Consider the following 13605-nt stretch of genomic DNA (forward strand, 5'->3'; position numbering starts at 1 on the left):
CGCAAGGCGCCGAGCCCGTGGTCGAGGCCGCGATGCTGAAGGTCGATGCCACTTCCGGCTCGTTCATCGGCCGCAACGGCGTGGTGCCCTGGTAGGCGCGCACCGTATCGATCAGGACCGGTGACATCCAGGCCGCAGTGGTGGCAGCTCTGTAATTTCTCTGCGATAGCGAGAGATCCGAGCGAGGGATAGCCGATGGCCTGGATGAGGCGAGGCTGGCTGCGGCGCGGGATGGTGATGAATGTCTGACCTGAGTGGGTTCGAGCGCTGCGGCCGGGGGTACGGCTGGCCGATACGGTCCGGGCCTTCGCAGGCACCCTCACCTCGGATAGCACCTGCCGCGACTGTGGCATCGCGCTGAGGGCACTGGTCGACGCGCTCGGCGCGGATTCGGATGTGGGCCTGCGGGATCCGGAGCGGGTCGACGGCTGGTTCCGGTTCCGGTTGGCCGGGCCTCGGCGCAGACGTTGCTCCCGCACCGGCGCATCCCCGGTCAGGATCGCCATCACCACCCGCACCGACGCCCTCATCACGAAGGCCACCGGCAGCGCTCCATCATGAACATGCCACCCCATCACGGTTCACCGACCGGTCCGGCCGGTTCTGCCCGGCATTGTGCACGTCCAGATTCGCGGGGAACCGAAACGAACCGAACCACCGGGCTCGACGCCTGGTCTCAACGAACGGGCCGAGGATCGCACGGTTGAGTTCGCACGATGGTGTCGCAGCGCTTCGTGCACGCCAGGGCTGGTTAGAGTCGTTCGCTATGAAATGGAATCGGCGTAAGCGGGTGGCCATGGACGGTGCTACGAACCCCACCATTGAGAGACCGCGATGACTTTCGACACTCCCAACGGCACCACCGGCGCCCGCCAGCCCGCGGCTGGACCCCTGATGCGATGGCTGAACCGCTTCGCCGACAAACGAATCCGCAAGGGCGGCACCTTCTTCGGCGGCATGAACGCTCTCATGCTGACCACCGTCGGCCGCAAAACCGGCACCGAACGCCGCACCCCCGTGGGCTGGTTCCCCGGCGAGGACGGCAGCTGGCTCATCGTCGCCTCCGCCGCCGGCGCACCGAAGAACCCTGCCTGGTACTACAACATCGCCGCCCACCCCGACAAGATCCGCATCGAACTGGCCGGGCGCACCCACGACGTCACCGCCGAACAGCTCCACGGCGCGGACCGTGACCGCGCCTGGCAGCAGATCACCACCGCCGCACCACGATTCGCCGAATACCAGCGCAAAACCGACCGGCAACTGCCCGTCATCCGCCTCACAACCCGGCACTGACACCCCAGGACCGGCACACCCGCCGATCCACATCCTCGAGGAGTGATCCCGCCATGGTTTTCACCGACGCCGAGCTGCACTACCTGGCCAGCCAGCCCCTCGGACGGCTCGCCACCTCTCAACCTGACGGCACCTTGCAGGTCAGCCCTGTCGGATTCCGCTACAACCCCCGCACCGGCACCATCGACATCGCCGGACACAACATGGCCGCCAGCCGAAAATTCCGCAATGTCGCCGACAACGGGCGCGTCGCCTTCGTCGTCGACGACCTGGCCTCGGTCACCCCCTGGCGGCCCCGGATGCTCGAAATCCGCGGCCACGCCGAAGCCCTCACCACTCCGACCGACTCCGCCTACGGCGACCCCAGCGGCGGCTTCGACGGCGCGATCATCCGCATCCACCCGCACCGGCTCATCAGCTTCGCCGTCAACGACCCCATCGGTGACGTTCAACGCCTGAAAATCCACACCCGCGACGTCGGCTGACCCCGATCCGTATGTGGGTCAGAACAGGGTGTCGCGCACCCGCGGCGGCCGGTAACCGGTCGGTCCGAGCTGAGCGAGCTCGGCGTCGATATCGGCCTCGATCGCGCCGAAGAAGTTGGTGTTCTCGCTGTGCGCGGGCGAGATGTGGGCACGAAACCAGACCTCCGGCACACCGACCAAGCTCATCGGCAGCAAGCCAAGCACCAAACACGATGTCCCGCAGCCCGAACCGGAAGCCAGGCCTCGGTGCTGGTTGAGCCATTGCCGTTGTTCTCCGCACGATTACTACCGGGACCCCGTGTTCGGAAAGCGATGGTGGGTTCAAGGAATCGCTGTATCACCGCGTGAATGATCATGTCAGCGTGGAGGTTTGGGTGCGGGACTACGGAATGTCGGCTGCTCGTCAGGACGAGTTGTGGCGCCGGTAGCGGGCTGGCGAATCGTTCAGTGCGATAGCTCGATCCCTCGAGATGCCACTGCAACACGTCCGGCGGACGTCTGCACCTACGATGCCGACGGACATCTCACCACCCGCCGCGACTTCTGGGACCTGGGCACGGTTTTGGACCAGGCACCGGCCTCTATCGGTTGACGTCGCAGAGCGGCGTGATGTGGCCGCTCTGCCCTCACACGATGTTCACGTCGTCGAGAAATCGGACGGCATAATCCGCGTCGCCGCGGATCCGTACGTCTCGATCACGCCAGGAGACGCGGCGTGTCGCCCATTCCGGGAATTCGCCGGACCGGCCCTCGATGGTCGCGGCCGCTGGACCGTCGGAGTGGCCCGCACTGATCGAACCACCGGGATGAACCCGCCAGATGCCGCCGCCCGGGCCACCCAGCACGATATCGAGCGGGTAAGAGAGCCAATGGGTTTCGGCGGATTCGAGTTGGTTGCTCAATACCGCGAACATCCAGTCGAGCACACCGGCCATTCGGGCCGGGTCGGTCGCCGGGATCCGGCGATCCAATGCCGGAGCGATGTCGAATCGCAGATGGGTGTGGTGGTCGAACAGCATCGCGACGGACAACAACATTCCAGCCGGGAAACGGCCCAGTTCGCCGAGAGGCAACGGCAGCCGGCCCAGGGGTGTGCGGGCCAGCGCTGTCGAGACGGTCGCAAAACACCGGCTCCACGTCTTGTACTCGGCGAACACACGCGCAGATGGCCACTCGCGGCGCTGATCGACGAATAGGTCATTGGTCCGCTCGATGTCGTCAGTGCGCATGATGGTCAGCAGTGCCGGAGTGAAGACTGCCCGGCAGCTGGATCCCATATGCGCCACCACGTCCTGGACCCGCCAGCCCGCCGCCCGGCTCGGGACCCGCCACTCAGCCTCGTCGAGTTCGCCGCAGAAGCGCACCATGTCAGCGCGTTCACGGCGCAGGGCGGCTGCCAGTTCAGACGTTTTCATAGTCGAATCCTCCTAGCCGTCATGCATTCCGGAAGCACCCCGGATACCACTCCTGTTCCTGCTTGATCGCGCCCGGCGTGATGTGGTCACCGTCGAATTTCACCGAAGAATTTTCGCAATTCGCTCCAGCCTCACCGCTCAGGTTGCCGGCACCGTCGAGGCGCACCAGCCCCACTTGGTGTCGTAGCGGCCTCCGATCGCGGTGCACGCCGCAAGCCGATGCTGTTCGTCCAACTGGTCCGCCTGCGCCCGACTTGTCGCGGCGGCCGAAGAGATTGCCGCTGATGTGGCCGCCGCGGAGGCGGACACCTGGGAGTCGACGGCGTTGTCGCACTTCTGGATCGCTTCGTCGGCGATCGCGCGTGCCTGCGGCGGCGGCGCGCCCACGTCATCAGCGAAGCGTATCCGCAAGTAACGGTGCTCGGAAACCCGTTCGTCGACTAGGTGTTGTGTCTCTTGACGTTGGTTACACGATGTTGATCTCGAAGACGACGCCAACGGGGCGCTGTGGCTGCACGAGGCCGGGCCGTGAGTACGAAAACCGGCCCCTGAGTTCGCCGTAGAGTGACGAACGCGACCGCTAACCTGCGGAAAACGCGCCGCCCGTCGAAGGAGAAATCCATGTCACCGACGACGATCAGCCCGCACCTCCCACATGTCACGCTGATCAACGTGTTCACCGTAGTCCCCGAGCATCAGCGTGAACTTGTCGACTTGCTGATTGAAGCGACGGAGCAGGTCATCCAGCATGTACCCGGCTTTATCTCGGCGAACATTCACGCCAGCACCGACGGCACGCGGGTGGTCAACTACGCCCAGTGGGAAAGCGCCGAGGCATTGCAAGCGATGCTGGCCGATCCCGCCGCCCAGAGGCACACCAGCGCGGCCGCTGCGATCGCCTCGTATGATCCGCATCTGTACACCGTCGAATCCGTCCACCACCATTAGCTAGCTAGGGCAGGACATGACCCTGATTCAGGGCTGATAGTCACGCCCGGTCGGCGAGAGGCATTTCGTCGAGTTCCGTCCCGTCGTGCGCCTGCTCTCCGTTGGGCTGTTCGGGGGTCAGCTCGCAGACGATCCTGTTTGCGCGCCCCGGCGCAACCTTGTATCGGACGGCCAGTGCACGATCGCTTCCCAGCGAGGACTGCGCGATCAGTTCGTCGATATCGCGATCGAGGTAGATGTCGGCCTTCACCCTCCCGTGCGGGAACGTGAAATCGAATTTGTGGTCGGTCATTTCGACTCCTTACCAGCCAGTCGTCCGATCCAGCCCACGGTCTTGGTCAGCGTTGGCCATCGTTGTTCTACGGCACGTGGTGACGGCTCGCCGTAGATCTCGGCGATCTGCCGATTCGAGTACCCGCACGCCTTGCCCCACACGATGTTTCGGTCCCGCTGGGGCAGCTGGGCGAGGTAGTGCTGCAGGATCAGGTGATCGATGGCCTGCTGGCTCGGATCGGGAGAGTGGCGGTCTTGGCTGGGCCTGTTGATCTCCTGTCGCAGCACTGCCTCATGGCTCTTGCGGGCGCGCTCGTCGGCACGACGCTGCTTGTTCAAGCCATCCGTATGAGCCGGAAGTTGGGCCACGAACACGTCATCACCACCACGAACGCCCAGAAGCCCGCTCTTCGGTCTCGGTGACGATGAAGGTGTCCGCCTCGCGGAGGATGACGTTTGGCCCCGGGCGGGGCCAGCACCGCCCTGCCCGCCTGCGTAGGTGTTGAGAATCGATCCGCCACAGGGCGCGGTCGGCCCCGGCGCACCAGCGGGGGCCGACCACAGATCGAGCGCGATTACAACCAGTCCTCGAGCTTCGGCCACATCGCCCTGCGAGCGTCGGAGGCAGCGTCGGAGAGAAACCGGCCTACGAAGGCGCCGGCGGTCGTATCGAACGCTCTACTAGTCCCAATCGAAGAACTCGAACGGTAGTAGATGGTGGAACCATCCCGGAGGGATTCCCCAGCCCGGAGGGAAGAATCCCCAGCCTGGAGGGAAGAAGTGCTTACTGTCCCAGCCGTGGTCCCAGTGCTGATCGACAGGGGTGGGGGTGTAGTTGGTGACCACATCGGCCTGGGCCGGCACGGTCACGGCGGTGACCGGAGCCACCGAAATCGCACCGGCGAGGACGGCCCGGGCCACCGCTTGCCTGGTTATTGCGAACATTGCTGATCCTTCTGATGATCGAACGGTCGCATCATCGTGATGCTCCGGAATCCCGCACTGCTGGCGGAAATTCGTCGTACGGTCCGTGCTGGGAACTACCGTTGTGTGCCGATCGAGCCAGTTCTGGTCATGTGGGTGTGGGTGGCTCGGCGGCGGGGTGCATGACGTCGTGCCACCACGATTCGAGCCGACTCGGATCCGGCCAGCGCACCACCGGCACATCCTCATCGGAACCGCTGGTGATGGCGGGTGCCGTCGTATACCGCTTTCCCGGCCGGCGAGCGGGCCTGTCACCGCGCGGTTCGCGTGGGGTTGCTGTCATGGCGCACCTCCGAATCCCTGCCCGACGCCCGGTCTCACCGGGCGGGCTGGATTCTCAACTCGCGGCGGCGGTGTACGCCGAGGTCGACCGCGCGCGAGGAAAGCCACGAAGGCCCAGGGGCCAATGCCGAGGGGTCTGCGCCACCGCAGAGTGGGCCGACCTGCGCCATTGTAGGCGTTCAAGGTCAACGGCAGGCTACGTCCGAGCCGATTGCCGGGGCCTACACCCCGAAATCGAACCCGGTGGACGCAGCCTGGCGCACTGAATCCATGCGAGCAATCCGCTGGCACGGCAAAACCGTCTGGAGACTGCTCCACACCCGCAGCGCGCACCACTACGCCCAAGATCGAGGCGCACGAACACCCCGGCCGGGATCGTGACCGCAGCTGCAGGCGACTGACTGCGGATCGGGCGTGTTCGGAAAACGATGGCGGGCTCAACACCACAGCGCCCGAACATGAATCGGCAGGATTGTGGTTAGGATGCCGTGCCGAAAAGCGTGTTGCGAAGTCGGGGTGCTGGTTAGACGGTCCGCCGGCCTGCTGCCTGTTCGGCGGTCATGAGGTCGACCAGCTGATCTGACTCGCAGCGATATGTGGCGGTGTTCTCGCACTATCCGGTGGCGCTGCTTTCCGGACCGGCGTCCCGGGTTTCCCGGTCGGTGTCAGTGTGCGGAGTCCTCAGCGGGAGTGCTCGAATCAGCCGGCATGGGGGTGGCGGCTACCAGCAGTGCGGCGAGCACAAGGGGAGCTGCTGCCTGGTATCCGATCCATACCTCACCGGCCGCGCTGTTGCCCTGCCATGCCAGCAGCAGGCCGGCAAGTGTCGCCAACACCCAGCCACTGTCGTAGGCAACCATGAGCCGCGTATAGGTGCGCACCGGACGGCTGCGCACGTATCCGATCTCGATCCCGCCACCGATCAGCAGCGCCACGCCGCAGACAACCATCAGCCAGGCTTCTACGCCGAGCCGATGACCGAGTGGCGCGGCGCCGATTGTGTAGGCGACAGCGAGCAACACCTTGACAGAGCCGTCGGCGATGATTCCCACCGTCCGGCGCGTAGCTGTCGTTGTCATGGCCTGGGTCTGAGGCATGGGTCCTCCGGATGCCGGTGTGGGCTTCTACTTCCGTAATCAGATTACGGTAATAATTTCTCTATGAGGATGACTAGAGCAGTGGCGAAGGAGCGCAACCGGCGAGCCCTGCTGGATGCTGCGTTTCAGGTCGTTTCCCGAGACGGGCATCGCGCCAGGCTCGATGAGATCGCCGAGCTGGCCGAGGTGACCACCGGTGCCATCTACTCGCTGTTCGGCAGTAAGAACGGCCTGGTGGTCGCCCTGGTCACTGACTACCTGCGACCGCACTACGAAGAGATCGAACAGGCGGTTCCCACGGGACTGGATCTGCTGGAAGCGGTCGACGCCTTTGCCCGGTACTACCGGCGTAGCTGTGACGGCCCCGACGCGCTGGCCGGCCTTTCGCTCCAGATCACCCTGCTGGACATGGCCATACATGACCCGGACTTGCGGACCCAGCTCGCCGCATCCATCCGGACACAGGAGAACCACCTGATCGAACTGTTCGCCGGAAGGTCGCACAACGGGATCGTCGTGACGTTGCACCAGGCGCAACGCCTGGCCATCGCTCTCAGGGCGCTGTTCGTCGGCCTGAGCCAGGGCGTCATTCTCGGCCTCGCCGACGGTGCCGACGAGCAGTACTTCGCCGACGCCGCCTGTGCACTGGCATCCGACGTGACGCCCATCGTCTGAAGTCCGATGACACACAATGAGTCCGCCAACTGCATCCACCGCGCGAAGTCGCGCCCCTCCATCGGAGTCGCACCAGATCGTGTCCTAGGTCGCTTCTTCGTCGAGTTGGCAGGCGCGCAAATATTCGGGGACTTGGCCGCTGTTGCGGATGGCGGCAGTGGCGTAGTCAGGGAACTCGAGTTCGTGGCGCAGGTGGGCGTCGTGCGTACACCTGTCGGTGCGACAGTTGGGATGCGACGGGAATCCCCTGCGCCCCAAGTGAATTCGGCACGATCTCGCTGACGCCGCGGAGTGGCTCCTTGCAGCAATACCGGTGGCAGGCCGTGCAGGGGCCGGTCCAGTGGCACCCGTAGCCATCCGAACCCGCGCAGCACACGACGCGAACCGAGCCCCTCGATCTGAACCTCCAGAGCGCACCCGGTCTCTTCGGTCGGTAATCGGTTGCGTGACAAACCTTCCGTTCAGGGCATCCGGGACACATGCGCACGCTCACCGGTCGCTGCTTTGACGGACCACACCCGCAGGTGCGGGGCCGACGCGTCGTCCGGCAATCCCACCGGCCCTCTCGGCCAGCGAAGGGGTCGACGAAAGCATCGACCGCATCGAGCACGGCGTCCGTCTCGCCGAGGTTGAGGACGTGCGCTGCCTGGCACGCAACAACGCCGCACCCATCGACGCGAACACCGAGGACTTCTGGCTACTCGACGACCGCACGGTCGCCTACAGCCTCTTCGATGCCCGCGGAATCTGGATCGGCGCAGCAGCCACCGAGGACCCGGCGATCGTCGCGAATACAGTCCAGATCCGAGACCGTGTCTGGCCGCGCGCAACTCCATACACCGAATACCTGGGACACTGCACGACGTGACCGAGGTATTGCGTGCACGTGCTGCGCTGGGCGCGCGTCTGCGCGAGCTCCGCAAGGATGCTCGCCTCGACGCCGTCCAGCTCAGCGCTGCCGCAGGATGGCACAAATCCAAGACAAGCCGCATCGAGCTCGGCAGGCAGGCGCCCAGCGATGCCGACCTCGAAACCTGGTGTGAGATCTGCGACGCGCGCCTGGCCCTGCCCGATCTGCTCGCCAGCCTGCGCAACGTCCAGGCGCAATGGTCGGAGTGGAAACGGATCGCCGCGGCCGGCCACAGTCGTCGACAACGCCGGCAAGTCGATATCGAACACCGCGCGTCACTGCAACGCCTACGCACCGATCGTGTTGCCGGGCCTGCTCCAAACCGGCAGCTACGCACGTGCCGTTCTGGCTCAGGTACCCCTGACGATCTCGACGAGGCCCTCGCGGCGCGGATGCAACGGCAACAAGTCCTGCGCAAGCCGCGGCACCGATTCATCCTGCTTGCCGACGAGTCGGCCCTGTACACCACGGTCGGAAACTCCGCCGTGATGGCCGACCAACTGCGATTCCTGCTCGATTCGGCATTCGACATGCCTCGCGTGCTGTTCGGCATCGTCCCCAAAGACGCCGAATTCACCTACATCACAACATCATTCGACCTATTCGACAACCGCCTCGCTCTGATCGAAACCATCAGCGCCGAACTGACCGTCGTCACGGCGGCCGAACTGAGCTTGTACGAACGCGTCTGGAAGGCACTACAGGCGCAAGCGGTCTACGGCGGCGCGGCGCGCGCACTGGTCAACGCTGCACTAGAGAGCCGACGCGCCGGCTAGATCGGGTCGGCGAGATCCTCATCGTCGACCACGCGCACAGCCTCGGCGAGCCACCGCAACCGCGCGACCACGATCTCGGCCGCCGCACCGGTCCGATACACCCGTCGCACACCGCGACGACACCGCCGAGCAACGCAAGCAACGCGAGCACCTCGTCAACCTCGTCCAGACCCGGCACCGAGTCGACCGCAGGCCGGGCCGCGCGCAGGAGATCGCGCCGTCGAACACCAACGGACTACAGCCCGCGCCGAGTTCCGGCTGATACACATGCGCACCGCACCGGACCGCAGGTGTGGACGAGATGACCGCGGGAACATCCCGCGAGGCGGCACGCGGTCCATCCGAGCGTCGACCGGCTCGCTGCGAGTACGAGGCGTTGTGGGCCCGAGCAGAAGATCGGCGTCGGGAGCACCCACCGTTCGGCGGGCTGGGCATCTTGGCCAGTAACGCGGGCATCGCGGCGTCGGTCATGACTGTCGTGATGGATGATGGGCTCAGCTCTGGCCGCCGAAGTACTGGGCCTGGGTCCGGCCCTTCTCCCAACCGTTGCCCGCCCAGTTCGCCTGCATGAGCGTGATCGCGCCGTCGGCGTCGACGGTGTACTCGTAGTAGAGCGTGTTGTGATGCCAGATCTGCGCGAGCGGCCACTGCGGCAGGTACGCCTCGGCGGCGGCCCCGGCGCCACCGCGATCCAGCGTCCACGCCACCGTCGACCACGTGCCTTGCATCCACACCGCTACTTCCCACAGCTGCTCCGCCGCCGGTATCGGGCGTTGAAGATACGGCGGAACCGGGACGAGAGGACCGTCCGGCGAGGTCGTCATGTGCGCGGTGGTCCCGGCCGAGCCGCCGGGCTGCATCGAGTCGAGCGAGGATTCCATGGTCGTGGTCCTTTCTTGTCCGCTGAGTTCGGGCCCGACTCCCGACTGCGTTCCCTGGTGAATGCCTTGCGCGTGCGTGCGTGGGGTGTGGTCAGTACACGCGTGCGGTGCGGGGTCTGGTGGCGTGGACGGTGGTTGTCCATGTGTCGTCGCCGTGTGCGGAGGTGACGTGGAGTTCGATTTCGGGTGGGATGGTGGTGTCGTCGAGTTGGACTCGCCAGGTGGCGGTTTGGCCGGCGTGCAGGCCGTTGTGGCGGGCGTGTTTGATCGGCCATGTGGCTTCGGGGGCGACGCCGTTCTGGCTGGCGGTGAATCCGATTCCGGGGGAGCGGATTTCGACTTCGGTGTGGTCGATGGTGCCGGTTTCGAGTGTCAGTCGTAGCTGGTGGGTGTCGGAGCTGGGAGCTTTGTCGATTCGCGCGGTCCAGCGGGGTGCGCGTTGTGCGGCCCATTGCTGGCATTCGAGGGTGAGTTGTTGTTCGGCGACGGCTGCCGATTGGGTGGCGGCGGTGGCGGATTGTTCGGCAGCGGTCATGGCGCGGCGGGCGAGGCGGGTTTGCCAGATGGAGAGGCCGAGGCTGCCGATTGCGGTGGTGGCCGCGATGATCGAGATGATGAGTGCCGTGATCGCCATGGCGGGTCACGGTACGCGCGGTGGCGGGGTCCGTACGCATACCTACCGGTTCGTGTCGGCGCGGGGGTGGTCGCAGGTGGCAGGCAGGGCGGCCAGTAGACGATCTCGCCGCAGGTGGTGCATCGCCAGGTCATGTGGCCACTGCGGTCGGTGACGATGCAGGGCTGGTGGCCGACGATGACGTGGCCGACGGTGAGGGGGTGGTCGTTGTGGCAGGTGTCGGGTGTGGCCTGCTGGAATGCGCCGTTGCGGCCGGGGTGCAGGTGGGACTGACCTGACCCCATGATCAGCGAACGTTTAGCCCGCCGGTCACCGGGCAACACACCGAAGTACCCAACGCCAACGCGACCTCCAACGCTGCGATGCCGGCGGGCTGGAAACGCTCACCGCCGACTTGCTCGCCCGGGACGGATTGACCGTGTTGCGCCGTGGCGGTGGCTCCCGCGATCAAGGTGCCGATGTCATTGCGGTGATGCCCGACGGGCGCCCGCGTTGTCGTCCAGTGCAAGCTGCGCCAGCGTGGCCCGATCAGGCCGGCGGTCCTCTACGAGGTCAACGGCACCGCGCGTCCGGTCCACCGCGCCGATATTCCCGTCGTCATCACCAACAGCACGTTCTCGGCCAAGGCAACCGAATTCGCCGCTGATCACGAGATCCGCTTGATCGACGAGCACGGAGTTCGACGATGGGCCATGTGGGGCGAAAGTTTCCACGACATCCTCGAGCTCACCGCGCCGAGCGGACACTAAATTCACTACCTGGCCTGGTCGTGCGCCCATTGCCGCTCGAGCGGCTCGATCTCGGTGTAGGACGCGGACTTCGCGCGGGCGTAGTCGTCGTAGTCCGGATCGGCCGCGCGTTGCGCGGCGAGGGTCCGCTTGTGTATGGCGTAGCGTTCCGCCTCGTCGGGATGAGGATGCAACCAGTCACGAACCAGCACAACGAATTCCGCGAACGGCGAATCGGCTCGACGCATGTGCAGGATCACTGCTTGCGCGGGGCAGTGAAATAACCGCTTGTCGAACAACTCGGCCCGGCCCTCGTCGCCTGGACGGGCATGAACCTCCCAACATGGGGCAGATCTGGCACGAAAGCGTGACTGAGTAACGTGCCGTCACATGAGTGATGACTTGTCGGGTAAGAGCGCGCTGGTCACCGGGGCCAGCCGGGGTATCGGGTTCGCGGTGGCTGCGGAGCTGCTCAGGCGAGGCGCCAATGTGGTGATTTCGGCTCGGAAGCCGGAGCCGCTGGAGGAGGCGGCCGAACGGCTGCGCGGGCTGGGGTATCCGGGGAAGGTGGTCGCGGTCGCCGGCAATTCGGGCGATGCGGCGGCTCGGGCCGAGCAGGTCGCCACCGCGGTGGCGCAGTTCGGGTCGCTGGATGTGCTGATCAACAATACCGGGATCAATCCGGTGTACGGGGCGCTGATGGATGCCGATCTGGATGCCGTGCGCAAGATCTTCGATGTGAATGTCGTTGCGGCGCTGGGGTATGTGCAGGAGGCGTACCGGGCGTGGATGGGTGAGCACGGGGGCGCGGTGGTGAATGTGGCCAGCGTCGCGGGGCTGCGGTCCACCGGCGTGATCGCCGCATACGGGGCGTCCAAGGCCGCGCTCATCCGGCTCACCGAGGAGCTGTCGTGGCAGCTGGGTCCGAAGATCCGGGTGAACGCGGTGGCCCCGGGCGTGATCAAGACCAAGTTCGCGGACGCGCTGTACTCGGCCGACGAGGAGGCCGCGGCGGGCATCTATCCGATGAAGCGGCTGGGGTCGCCGGAGGATGTGGCGGCGCTGATCGGATTCCTGGCCTCGAACGAGTCGTCGTGGATCACCGGCACGACCGTGCGGGTGGATGGCGGCCTGCTGGCCACCGGCGGCATCTGACACTGACCACACCGAAAACTCGCGCCCGGCACCAGGATTGGGTGCCGGGCGCGAGTTGCGCAGTACTCAGCGGAAGGCGAGCGCACCCAGGGTGTCGCTGTGGCGGTACTTCACGTACTTCTCAACGGTGGCCTCGTCGACGGCCGGGGTGGCGGTGCCGACGGTGATGACCAGGAACTTGTCCTGGTTGCCGTCCTTCCATTTGCCGGTTTCGAAGTTCTTGATATAGCTGCCGTCGGGGAGCACCACGTCCTGGTCGTCGAACTGGCCGTCGGCGCTGGAGGCCTTGCCGGCGTCGGACATGGTGAGCACCAACTGAGTCAGCATGAGTGCGCCGTTCTCGGATTTCCACGCCATCTCCGAGGCGCGCGTGCACCCGAGGCCGGTCAGCGTGCCCGACTCCTCGATCGGGGCGCAGGAGTCGTAGTCGCGGCCGGACACGTAGGTGGCCTGCAGCGCGACATCGCCCAGTTTGAAGTTCCAGTCCTTGCCGTATTCGGTGTAGCTGAAGCGGCTGCCGCCGGGCGCGGACTTGGAGGTGGTGGGCGCACTGCGGGTGGTGGCCGGGGCGCTGGTGGCGAACGACGTGGTGGTCGTCGTCGTAGCGTCGGCCTGCGAGGAGTCGTCCTTCTTGGAGACCAGGACGATCGCGCCGACCGCGACCGCGAGCACCACGATCGCGCCCAGCACCACGCCGATGATCAAGCCGGTGTTCGACTTCGGCGGCTGCGGCGGCGGGAAGCCCGGCTGCTGCGGAAAGCCCGGGTTCTGCTGGAACCCCGGCTGCTGCGCGTAACCCGCGTCCTGCGGATACCCCGGCTGCTGCGGATATCCCTGCTGCCCAATCCAATTCGTCTGCGTCGGCTGCCAGCCCGCCGGGTCGGCCTGCTGCTGTCCCGGCCAGCCGGGCTGCGGCGCCTGCTGCTGGCTGCCGGTCTGCTGAGTGGGGTGGTCCCACCACGCCGGATCCGGATCCTGCGGCGGCTGCCCGTGCACGGTGGGGTCGCCGCCGAATCCGGCGGGTGGATACGTCATCTGCTCACCTTTCGCGGCCTGCCCGAGCCCT

At 65.9% G+C, this 13605-nt stretch carries 19 protein-coding genes and 3 pseudogenes; 10 read left to right on the top strand and 12 right to left on the bottom strand.

Annotated features, from left to right (window positions below; all coding sequences use genetic code 11):
* Positions 1-834: 834 nt before the first annotated feature.
* Positions 835-1296, top strand: coding sequence for a nitroreductase/quinone reductase family protein (locus ACFXHE_RS40415; protein WP_379390455.1), 462 nt, complete (start codon positions 835-837; stop codon positions 1294-1296).
* Positions 1297-1349: 53 nt separating this feature from the next.
* Entirely contained in the window at positions 1350-1781 is a 432-nt protein-coding gene (locus tag ACFXHE_RS40420) for a PPOX class F420-dependent oxidoreductase (RefSeq protein WP_379390457.1), read from the top strand.
* 18 nt (positions 1782-1799) lie between these two features.
* Here the strand turns inward: ACFXHE_RS40420 and ACFXHE_RS40425 are convergent, their stop codons facing one another.
* The 3 genes from ACFXHE_RS40425 to ACFXHE_RS40435 form a co-directional block, all read right to left on the bottom strand.
* Positions 1800-1967: a hypothetical protein gene (locus ACFXHE_RS40425; RefSeq protein WP_379390572.1), complete on the bottom strand. Its 168-nt coding sequence runs from the start codon at positions 1965-1967 to the stop codon at positions 1800-1802.
* Between the two features lie 440 nt (positions 1968-2407).
* Positions 2408-3196 (bottom strand): maleylpyruvate isomerase N-terminal domain-containing protein, encoded by a 789-nt coding sequence (locus ACFXHE_RS40430; RefSeq protein WP_379390459.1) that lies wholly within the window; start codon positions 3194-3196, stop codon positions 2408-2410.
* A gap of 138 nt (positions 3197-3334) precedes the next feature.
* A complete protein-coding gene (locus ACFXHE_RS40435; protein WP_379390461.1) occupies positions 3335-3583 on the bottom strand; it encodes a hypothetical protein in 249 nt (82 codons plus the stop codon).
* 234 nt (positions 3584-3817) lie between these two features.
* On the opposite strand from ACFXHE_RS40435, the gene ACFXHE_RS40440 reads away from it, so the two are divergent.
* On the top strand, positions 3818-4144 hold the full coding sequence (locus ACFXHE_RS40440; RefSeq protein WP_379390463.1) for an antibiotic biosynthesis monooxygenase family protein: 327 nt from the start codon (positions 3818-3820) through the stop codon (positions 4142-4144).
* 40 nt (positions 4145-4184) lie between these two features.
* On the opposite strand, the gene ACFXHE_RS40445 is transcribed toward ACFXHE_RS40440, so the two are convergent.
* The 4 genes from ACFXHE_RS40445 to ACFXHE_RS40460 form a co-directional block, all read right to left on the bottom strand.
* Positions 4185-4436, bottom strand: coding sequence for a hypothetical protein (locus tag ACFXHE_RS40445; protein ID WP_379390465.1), 252 nt, complete (start codon positions 4434-4436; stop codon positions 4185-4187).
* Positions 4433-4756 carry a hypothetical protein gene (locus tag ACFXHE_RS40450; protein ID WP_379390466.1) on the bottom strand — a complete coding sequence of 108 codons (324 nt, stop codon included), beginning with the start codon at positions 4754-4756 and terminating at the stop codon, positions 4433-4435. Before ACFXHE_RS40450 ends, ACFXHE_RS40445 begins: the two co-directional genes overlap by 4 nt.
* A gap of 342 nt (positions 4757-5098) precedes the next feature.
* On the bottom strand, positions 5099-5362 hold the full coding sequence (locus ACFXHE_RS40455) for a hypothetical protein (protein WP_379390468.1): 264 nt from the start codon (positions 5360-5362) through the stop codon (positions 5099-5101).
* A 986-nt stretch (positions 5363-6348) separates the two neighbouring features.
* Positions 6349-6780, bottom strand: coding sequence for a hypothetical protein (locus tag ACFXHE_RS40460; RefSeq protein WP_379390470.1), 432 nt, complete (start codon positions 6778-6780; stop codon positions 6349-6351).
* A gap of 81 nt (positions 6781-6861) precedes the next feature.
* Between ACFXHE_RS40460 and ACFXHE_RS40465 the strand changes: the two genes are divergently transcribed.
* Positions 6862-7455, top strand: coding sequence for a TetR/AcrR family transcriptional regulator (locus tag ACFXHE_RS40465; RefSeq protein WP_379390472.1), 594 nt, complete (start codon positions 6862-6864; stop codon positions 7453-7455).
* A gap of 90 nt (positions 7456-7545) precedes the next feature.
* Here the strand turns inward: ACFXHE_RS40465 and ACFXHE_RS40470 are convergent.
* A pseudogene (locus tag ACFXHE_RS40470) lies at positions 7546-7653 on the bottom strand (TetR family transcriptional regulator); the annotation flags it as partial.
* 439 nt (positions 7654-8092) lie between these two features.
* Between ACFXHE_RS40470 and ACFXHE_RS40475 the strand changes: the two are divergent.
* The 3 genes and pseudogenes from ACFXHE_RS40475 (at position 8093) to ACFXHE_RS40485 (ending at position 9141) form a co-directional block, all read left to right on the top strand.
* Positions 8093-8323 (top strand): DUF6879 family protein, encoded by a 231-nt coding sequence (locus ACFXHE_RS40475; RefSeq protein WP_379390474.1) that lies wholly within the window; start codon positions 8093-8095, stop codon positions 8321-8323.
* A pseudogene (locus tag ACFXHE_RS40480) lies at positions 8320-8502 on the top strand (helix-turn-helix domain-containing protein); the annotation flags it as partial. The gene ACFXHE_RS40475 and the pseudogene ACFXHE_RS40480, both read left to right, overlap by 4 nt.
* Positions 8474-9141, top strand: a pseudogene (locus tag ACFXHE_RS40485) (DUF5753 domain-containing protein). The pseudogenes ACFXHE_RS40480 and ACFXHE_RS40485, both read left to right, overlap by 29 nt.
* A 494-nt stretch (positions 9142-9635) precedes the next feature.
* On the opposite strand, the gene ACFXHE_RS40490 reads toward ACFXHE_RS40485, so the two are convergent.
* Positions 9636-10022, bottom strand: a complete 387-nt coding sequence (locus tag ACFXHE_RS40490; protein ID WP_379390476.1) for a hypothetical protein — start codon at positions 10020-10022, stop codon at positions 9636-9638.
* Positions 10023-10113: 91 nt separating this feature from the next.
* Positions 10114-10656: a hypothetical protein gene (locus tag ACFXHE_RS40495; RefSeq protein WP_379390478.1), complete on the bottom strand. Its 543-nt coding sequence runs from the start codon at positions 10654-10656 to the stop codon at positions 10114-10116.
* Between the two features lie 134 nt (positions 10657-10790).
* Between ACFXHE_RS40495 and ACFXHE_RS40500 the strand changes: the two genes are divergently transcribed.
* Both ACFXHE_RS40500 and ACFXHE_RS40505 read left to right on the top strand, forming a co-directional pair.
* Positions 10791-10934 carry a hypothetical protein gene (locus tag ACFXHE_RS40500; protein ID WP_379390480.1) on the top strand — a complete coding sequence of 48 codons (144 nt, stop codon included), beginning with the start codon at positions 10791-10793 and terminating at the stop codon, positions 10932-10934.
* 249 nt (positions 10935-11183) lie between these two features.
* Positions 11184-11405 (top strand): restriction endonuclease, encoded by a 222-nt coding sequence (locus tag ACFXHE_RS40505; RefSeq protein WP_379390566.1) that lies wholly within the window; start codon positions 11184-11186, stop codon positions 11403-11405.
* Between the two features lie 5 nt (positions 11406-11410).
* Here ACFXHE_RS40505 and ACFXHE_RS40510 read toward each other — a convergent pair whose 3' ends face one another.
* Positions 11411-11683, bottom strand: a complete 273-nt coding sequence (locus ACFXHE_RS40510; RefSeq protein ID WP_379390482.1) for a GrpB family protein — start codon at positions 11681-11683, stop codon at positions 11411-11413.
* A 91-nt stretch (positions 11684-11774) separates the two neighbouring features.
* On the opposite strand from ACFXHE_RS40510, the gene ACFXHE_RS40515 reads away from it, so the two are divergent.
* Positions 11775-12539 (top strand): SDR family oxidoreductase, encoded by a 765-nt coding sequence (locus ACFXHE_RS40515; RefSeq protein ID WP_379390484.1) that lies wholly within the window; start codon positions 11775-11777, stop codon positions 12537-12539.
* Positions 12540-12605: 66 nt separating this feature from the next.
* On the opposite strand, the gene ACFXHE_RS40520 is transcribed toward ACFXHE_RS40515, so the two are convergent.
* Complete coding sequence (locus ACFXHE_RS40520; protein WP_379390486.1) at positions 12606-13574, bottom strand: hypothetical protein; 969 nt, start codon at positions 13572-13574, stop codon at positions 12606-12608.
* Positions 13575-13605: the final 31 nt, after the last annotated feature.

The sequence above is a fragment of the Nocardia sp. NPDC059229 genome (genome assembly GCF_042754165.1).
GTDB lineage: Bacteria > Actinomycetota > Actinomycetes > Mycobacteriales > Mycobacteriaceae > Nocardia.

Coding starts and splice junctions, on each gene's coding strand:
- ACFXHE_RS40490 (WP_379390476.1), bottom strand. CDS start 10,022: ATGGAATCCTCGCTCGACTCGATGCAGCCCGGCGGCTCGGCCGGGACC.
- ACFXHE_RS40495 (WP_379390478.1), bottom strand. CDS start 10,656: ATGGCGATCACGGCACTCATCATCTCGATCATCGCGGCCACCACCGCA.
- ACFXHE_RS40515 (WP_379390484.1), top strand. CDS start 11,775: ATGAGTGATGACTTGTCGGGTAAGAGCGCGCTGGTCACCGGGGCCAGC.
- ACFXHE_RS40440 (WP_379390463.1), top strand. CDS start 3,818: ATGTCACCGACGACGATCAGCCCGCACCTCCCACATGTCACGCTGATC.
- ACFXHE_RS40445 (WP_379390465.1), bottom strand. CDS start 4,436: ATGACCGACCACAAATTCGATTTCACGTTCCCGCACGGGAGGGTGAAG.
- ACFXHE_RS40430 (WP_379390459.1), bottom strand. CDS start 3,196: ATGAAAACGTCTGAACTGGCAGCCGCCCTGCGCCGTGAACGCGCTGAC.
- ACFXHE_RS40425 (WP_379390572.1), bottom strand. CDS start 1,967: ATGAGCTTGGTCGGTGTGCCGGAGGTCTGGTTTCGTGCCCACATCTCG.
- ACFXHE_RS40415 (WP_379390455.1), top strand. CDS start 835: ATGACTTTCGACACTCCCAACGGCACCACCGGCGCCCGCCAGCCCGCG.
- ACFXHE_RS40460 (WP_379390470.1), bottom strand. CDS start 6,780: ATGCCTCAGACCCAGGCCATGACAACGACAGCTACGCGCCGGACGGTG.
- ACFXHE_RS40520 (WP_379390486.1), bottom strand. CDS start 13,574: ATGACGTATCCACCCGCCGGATTCGGCGGCGACCCCACCGTGCACGGG.
- ACFXHE_RS40420 (WP_379390457.1), top strand. CDS start 1,350: ATGGTTTTCACCGACGCCGAGCTGCACTACCTGGCCAGCCAGCCCCTC.
- ACFXHE_RS40455 (WP_379390468.1), bottom strand. CDS start 5,362: ATGTTCGCAATAACCAGGCAAGCGGTGGCCCGGGCCGTCCTCGCCGGT.